This window comes from Paraglaciecola polaris LMG 21857 (assembly GCF_000315055.1).
GTDB lineage: Bacteria > Pseudomonadota > Gammaproteobacteria > Enterobacterales > Alteromonadaceae > Paraglaciecola > Paraglaciecola polaris.
In genome coordinates this window covers 1-6,902 of record NZ_BAER01000022.1, presented here as the reverse complement: position 1 = coordinate 6,902, position 6,902 = coordinate 1, and the positions used below count along the sequence as shown (strand labels likewise).

Below are 6,902 nucleotides of genomic sequence, written 5' to 3'. Positions count from 1 at the left end.
TATAAGGGAGTTAAAGACCATGGTGGCTGAGCAATCTGCGGTAATCGCTAAGCTAACGAGTTAGCAGTTAACCAAAATTGAAAATCAAGAAGAATGGCGAGTATTCACTACTACACAACAGCAAAGTCAGCGTCGATTTGTCATCGCCCAACAGACCGAATTGCGTGACATGATTGCCTGGAGTAGTAGTTTGGCCGTTTTTTTGCCCATCGCGTTGCTGGTTGGTATTCTGCTTATCCTTATTCATGTGATTATCCGCGCGCAATTCTTGTCACTGGGTAAACTGACCAAGGTAATGGATAAGCAGGATGGCATGCACTTAGCGAAAATTAACGAACTTTCCTCTAAAGACGTGCCAATTGAAATCGCTCCATTTGTTTTCTCTATTAATGCCTTATTATCGAGAGTTGGACAGGCGATGCAAAAACAACAGCGTTTTATAGCCGATGCGGCCCATGAATTACGCACCCCCATTGCTGCTCTGGCTTTACAATCCGAAAATCTTGCTCATGCAACGACAGAACAAGACAGAGAAGAACGACAACATGTTTTACAACAAAGTTTGCTGCGTTTACGAAATTTGGTTGCGCAACCGCTTGATTTGGCTCGTTTACAAAGTGAAGAAAACGTCAGCATACAAGAAATATCCTTTAACATGGTGGTTCAGGATGTTAGTGCAGATATGTTTCCAATTGCAGAAGCTGCTGATATAGATCTTGGAATGCTCAGACAGGACGAAAATATTATTGTAGGTGATAAGCAAGGGCGATTAGGTCAGCTGGTGCGCAATGCGATTGAGAATGCCATACATTTTACTCCTCACGGAGGAAAAGTGGATATAAGCCTATACAAACAGGACGGCAAAGCTGTTTTAATTGTTGAAGATAGTGGCAAAGGCATTCCAGAAGCAGAGCTAGAGCAAGTCATGCAACCCTTTTACCGGGTTATGGAGGGTGTGCAGCCGGGAAGTGGTTTAGGCTTGGCAATAAGTCATGAGATTGCACAACGCCTAGGTGGGAGCATAATACTAGCGAATCGTGAACACGGAGGGCTGCAATTTAAGTATGAGCAACCTTTACTATAAATGTTAGTTTTTTTGTTTGAGTTGCTGGGGACATAATAACCAATTGTCTTAAGTCACTATGTAATCCTTTAAATTCAAATTTCACAGCGAACTGCCACTTTGCCACAGACATAAAACGTAGGTCAGAAAATCATGTTTTATAAAAGAGATACTCAAATTTAATCAAAATCACGCCTGCTTTTTAGCAGTAAATATAAGTGGCAGGGTCAGCGAAGCCATTTGGGCTTTTAAAACAATAGAATGAACGGTAGTCGGCTAGGATTACAGCAAAGTAATGTGTGAGTAATCACTTGGAAATGTTCGAGGAGTATATTACCATCGTTATCACTTGCTCAATTCATTTATTCAACTGTAGGTAGCTAATTTTTTACCTGCGATAGATACCAATAGTCCATTTGAAAGCAACATAATTAATTTTAAGTGACTGTTTTAGAAGCAACAATAAAATTTTATTAGTGCTCGTTACAGCAGCTCGGTTGCCATATTTTTTTCAGTTTAATCGTTATTTTACAGGGGGATTCATGAACTCAAAACTTTCTCATAATCAAGCTAGGCGTCGTTTTGTGAAAGGTACTGCTGCTTTAACTGCACTCGCTTCAACCGGAATGATGAGTTCCTTTACTTGGGCTAGTCCACCAAATAAACAATTGACCGGCAAATTTTTTAACTTAGATATTGGTGAAAAAGAAGTCAATGTCACAGGAAGTACAGCCAAAGCCACATTGGTTAACGGTTTGCTTCCAGGGCCAGTATTGCGAATAAAAGAAGGTGACGAGGTAACAATTAAAGTAACCAATTATCTCACAGAAATGACTACAATCCACTGGCACGGAATGATATTGGATCCAGAGATGGACGGTGTTCCGGGCATTAGCTTCCCTGGAATAGAGCCTGGTGAATCGTTTGACTACAAATTTAAGGTCGTCCAAAGCGGCACTTACTGGTATCACGCGCATACATTAGCTGAACAAACTGGTGTTTATGGGGCATTAATTATCGATTCTCTCAATCCCCTCGAAGAAGAAAGAGTTGATCGAGATTATCCCGTAGTTTTAAGTGATTGGACTGATGAAGATCCCGTTGATGTCTATCTTAATTTAAAGAAAATGGGAGGGTATTATAACTATCAGCAACTTACAGCAGGCGATTTTATCAATGATGTATCCAATGTAGGTTTGGCCAAAGCGTTTAAGCAACGTCAACCTTGGAACAAAGCAAGAATGAGCCCGACGGATTTTAGCGACATAAGTGCTGCAACATATACCTATTTAATGAATGGAAATTCACCAGCTAGCAATTGGCACGGAATAGCCAATAAAGGTGAAAAAGTCCGTTTAAGATTTATTGGAGCCTCGACAGCCACATTTTTTGATATTCGTATTCCTGGCCTCAAGCTAAAAGTGGTTTCAACCGATGGTCAAAATGTTCAACCGGTAGTTGTAGATGAATTCAGGATTGGTCCCGGTGAAACCTATGATGTGATAGTCGAAATTCCAGATAATCAAGCATATTCGGTTTTTGCTCAGGCACTTGACCGCTCAGGCTATGTTAGTGGTACGTTATCAGCCCAAAAATCGATGAAAGCATCACCGCCACCAATCGATGCGCCGGTACTTCTATCTATGGTTGATATGATGGGAGAGATGGGAAAAAGCAGCAGTGATAAAGGTATGCAGATGATGCCTAATCACCTTGCGATGCAAAAGATGGAAAATCAGGGCTTAGCTAAGGCTAGTAAACAGGTGAGGCATGCTTCAACCGAGTTCGGGGCTGGAGTTGATATGCGAGTCGATATGCCCAGAACAAATCTTGACGATCCAGGGGCAGGTTTAAGAAATACCGGCAGACGAGCATTAACCTATGCCGATCTGAAAAGTTTAAAAGTTCCAGAAGATACGCGCACACCGACTCGAGAAATCGAAATGCACCTTACCGGAAATATGGAACGTTTTATTTGGTCAATCGATGGCCTTAAATTAAACGAAGCAAAACCTCTCCATTTTCCTTTAGGTGAGCGCATCAGAGTCATATTACATAACGATAGCAATATGCTGCACCCTATGCATTTACATGGGATGTGGTCTGACTTAGAGTCACCAGAAGGCGGTTTTCAGGTGCGAAAACACACTATTACCGTACAGCCAGCTCAACGAGTGAGCTTTCTTGTTACTGTTGATGCGCCTGGGCGCTGGGCATTTCATTGTCATTTACTTTACCATATGGCCGCAGGCATGTTTAGGGAGGTGGTAGTAGCATGAAAATTTTTAATCAACACTCAATCAATGGTTTTTTAATTACCCTCTTTCTGAGCATAATGTTGCCAAATATGGTGCGGGCTAGTGAAAAGGATACTTCAGTAAATAACGCTAGAATGAAAATGGATTCGAATCAAAGCAAAGAGAAGGAAAAACCTCAGAGCTCAATGTCCATGAAAACTGATTCAAATGAAAGCATGGGAAAAGAAAAAGCACCGGATTCAATGTCCATGAAAATGAATTCGAATGATAACAAAGCAACAGGTACACGCGACCCCTTTGCTAATTCAGGAGGTTACGAATATACAGGTATGGGAGGCTGGGAAGAAACTGATGAAATGACTGTTAGTAAGGTCATATTTGATCAATTAGAGTACCGAAATGGAAACAATACAAAACTTAACCGCTGGGATATGCAAGGTTGGCGAGGTACAGACTATGAAAAGTTTTGGGTTAAATTTGAAGGCAGAGACATTAAATCCGAAAGTGGTGGTGAATTTGAAGTTCAAGGGCTATACAGTAAAGCCGTATCGGCGTATTGGGATATTCAGTACGGCGCACGATATGATCGTGCATACGGCAGTGGAAAAAACGATGAACGCTATTTTGGTGTAATTGGTGTTCAAGGGCTGGCACCCTATTGGTTTGAAGTTGAACCCGCTCTTTTTGTTGACAGTAATGGTAAAATATCGGCTCGTATAGTCGCAGCTTACGATCTTCTGCTTAGCCAACGATTAATTTTACAGCCAAGAGCAGAAATAAACGCTTCTGCAAGCGATTTACCGGAGCTTGGCATTGGGCAAGGTGTCAATGATTTTCAACTTGATCTGCGTCTTAGATATGAGTTTAAAAGAGAGATTGCGCCGTATATAGGTATTACTTGGCAGAAAAAATACGGAGACTCTGCCAAATATTCTCAACAACAAGACAGCTCATCTGAGTTTACTGAAGTTGTGTTAGGTGTTCGAATTTGGTTTTGACCTTAGCGCTATAAATACTATGTATACCTTGTGAAATGATAAGTCTAAAAAACGTTACTCATTAAATGGAACTTATCAATTTTTATTTGCATTTTGACATGACCTATTAAATCGATAATTTTAAAATAAAAGAGGCAAGCATGAGTAACAAAGAATTACACCGTTCAGACCGAGTAGGGTGGCTAAGGGCAGCTGTATTGGGTGCCAATGACGGCATTGTTTCTACTGCCAGTCTCATTATTGGTTTCGCTGTTGCTAGTGCCACTCAAGAAAACATCCTCCTTGCCGGGATCGCTGGGTTAGTTGCTGGCGCAATGTCGATGGCTGCTGGTGAGTATGTATCTGTTAGTTCCCAATCAGATACAGAGAATGCCGATTTGGCGCTTGAAAAAAAGTCTCTAGAGCAAGATTTTACGTTTGAGTTAAATGAACTATCGAAGATATATGAAGGCAGAGGACTTGAGCCTGATTTAGCGGCAGAAGTTGCAAAACAGCTAATGGCTCATGATGCTTTGGGGGCACATGCAAGAGATGAGATCGGTATATCTGAAAATGTAAATGCGCAACCTATTCAAGCGGCTTTTTACTCCGCAGGAACCTTTACAGTCGGTGCAGCACTTCCACTGCTAGTCGCCTGGTTTATCCCTGGTAATCTTTTAATATATACGGTTGCAATCCTTTCACTTGTTTTTCTAGCGCTTCTTGGTGGACTAGCAGCCCGTGCGGGAGGTGCTTCCATTACTGTCGGTGCTTCTAGAGTTGCATTTTGGGGAGCACTCGCAATGGCATTAACGGCTGGAGTGGGCAGGCTATTTGGCGTCGCCACCTAGTAATATTCCACAATTAATTTTAATAACCCAAAATAAGATATTCAATGAATATATTTAATACAACAAAGCAGTACCTGCAAGAACGTCAAACAAGATCAGTTAGCATTCTTCATGTAGCAATTATTGTTCTAATTTCAAGCCAGCTCATTGTTAGTAATTTTATGGCTTTTAGTGACACCGGAGATTTAAGTTCTAACACAATCGAGTTTTACGGAACTTGGCTGCATATCATCACAGGACTTTTTCTTATACCCGTAGCTATTACGTTTCTTATTGTGGAATTAAGGCGGCATAGCCTTAAACATTTTTTTCCCTATCTTTATGGGGAGTTCACTCAGCTAGGCGGTGACATCAAGCATTTATTGAAGTTTAAACTTCCTGAAGCAAGTGATTATGGTATTGCTGGCAGTATTCAAGGTCTAGGTTTAGGAGCATTATTTTTAGTCCTATTTACTGGCTTGTTATGGTTTATTACTTGGAATGCTAATCTCTCATGGTCACATGATATAGAAGATGTGCATAAGCTCTTAACGGGATTAGTACAAGCATACATGATTGGACACGGTGTTATGGGCGTTTTGCATATTTTTGTCTATTCAAAGTCTCTGAAAGGCGGCTAACAATAAAATGGATAGGCAATAACAAATTTGGCCCCTACAATAGCATTCGCCCCCCGACTCCCAATAATGGCAAAGCTGGTATATTTCTCGTAATACCATCGATCGAACAACTAGATTACCAAGCACTTATTAAAAATAGTGATGGTTAACCCAGCGATCAAATACCCAAATAATAATCCGGAAATTTGTGATCAGATAAACTTAATACTGCTTATTTAAATTGGATTGAATGTCTTTTGTATTGCACTGTATGTTACATACCGCTCTTTGATTAATTATAATAATCATTAAGGCGACAACAATCCTGGCACAGGGTGTGTTTTTTTAAAAAACCATCTGGCATCAGCACTTTTGACTCACATGTATTATCTATAATAGTTTTAGTTTATACACTTTTTTAGAATACTAATGATTTCAAAAATCTAAACTGATTAACCTAATTTTAATTTTCCTCGTTAGGCAAAACCAAAGTCAATATTAAGTGAACAATCAGCGCACGGTAAGCAGTTCTTAAGAATAATTGAATATCATACAGGCACTTAACAAGGTGTTCGTATGAATCCAAAACTCCCCTATATTATTTCCTTAGTCGCTTACTTATGTGGAGCCAACCTCGTCCTTGCTGCAAGCGAAGAGGCACAACCTAATTGCGATCAAACCACTAACCTAAATCTTAAGACTAATGACATTTTTGATTTAACCGATCCAGACACCATATTTTTACATCACTGGGCAAATTTATTACACATAAAAACAAAAGACATCACTCTAATAAATGAAAGCGCATTTTTTTATCCAAAAGTGCGACATCGCACAAGCTGATATTGATGAACTGGAACGCCACCTAAGAAAGCAAAAATATATCCGTGAAGCAAAAGTCACGGTGAATGATGATAATAAAGTTGATGTTGAGACCTGGGATAATTGGTCACTTATGCCAACAGTCGACTTTGGAAGAAAGGGGGGTATTAATAAATATGCCATTGGCATAAAAGACCGCAATTTGCTGGGTTTAGGCATTGATGCAGAGCTTGAATATTTTAGTAATAACCAGAGAACCGGTTACAAGTTTGACACTCATTTCCCACTTTTTTTAGACCGAAATATTAATGCTAGTATTAGGCTAACAAGTA

Annotated in this window: 5 protein-coding genes and 1 pseudogene; all 6 read left to right on the top strand. The window is 40.1% G+C overall.

The window, feature by feature from the left end; genetic code table 11:
- Positions 1–190 precede the first annotated feature (190 nt).
- Complete coding sequence (locus GPLA_RS03810) at positions 191–1,084, top strand: sensor histidine kinase (RefSeq protein ID WP_007103508.1); 894 nt, start codon at positions 191–193, stop codon at positions 1,082–1,084.
- Positions 1,085–1,605: 521 nt separating this feature from the next.
- The gene (locus GPLA_RS03805) at positions 1,606–3,342 is read left to right on the top strand and encodes a copper resistance system multicopper oxidase (protein WP_015487064.1); all 1,737 of its coding nucleotides are present in this window, start codon (positions 1,606–1,608) and stop codon (positions 3,340–3,342) included.
- Complete coding sequence (locus GPLA_RS03800) at positions 3,339–4,319, top strand: copper resistance protein B (protein WP_007103506.1); 981 nt, start codon at positions 3,339–3,341, stop codon at positions 4,317–4,319. The genes GPLA_RS03805 and GPLA_RS03800 overlap by 4 nt, the downstream gene beginning before the upstream one ends.
- A gap of 140 nt (positions 4,320–4,459) precedes the next feature.
- Positions 4,460–5,149, top strand: a complete 690-nt coding sequence (locus tag GPLA_RS03795; protein WP_007103505.1) for a VIT1/CCC1 transporter family protein — start codon at positions 4,460–4,462, stop codon at positions 5,147–5,149.
- Between the two features lie 44 nt (positions 5,150–5,193).
- Positions 5,194–5,769, top strand: a complete 576-nt coding sequence (locus GPLA_RS03790; protein ID WP_015487063.1) for a cytochrome b/b6 domain-containing protein — start codon at positions 5,194–5,196, stop codon at positions 5,767–5,769.
- Positions 5,770–6,544: 775 nt separating this feature from the next.
- A pseudogene (locus GPLA_RS24260) lies at positions 6,545–6,902 on the top strand (hypothetical protein); the annotation flags it as partial.

Bases quoted from the DNA above. Each gene is read 5' to 3' on its own strand.
- GPLA_RS03805 (WP_015487064.1), top strand. From the start codon at position 1,606: ATGAACTCAAAACTTTCTCATAATCAAGCTAGGCGTCGTTTTGTGAAA.
- GPLA_RS03800 (WP_007103506.1), top strand. From the start codon at position 3,339: ATGAAAATTTTTAATCAACACTCAATCAATGGTTTTTTAATTACCCTC.
- GPLA_RS03795 (WP_007103505.1), top strand. From the start codon at position 4,460: ATGAGTAACAAAGAATTACACCGTTCAGACCGAGTAGGGTGGCTAAGG.
- GPLA_RS03790 (WP_015487063.1), top strand. From the start codon at position 5,194: ATGAATATATTTAATACAACAAAGCAGTACCTGCAAGAACGTCAAACA.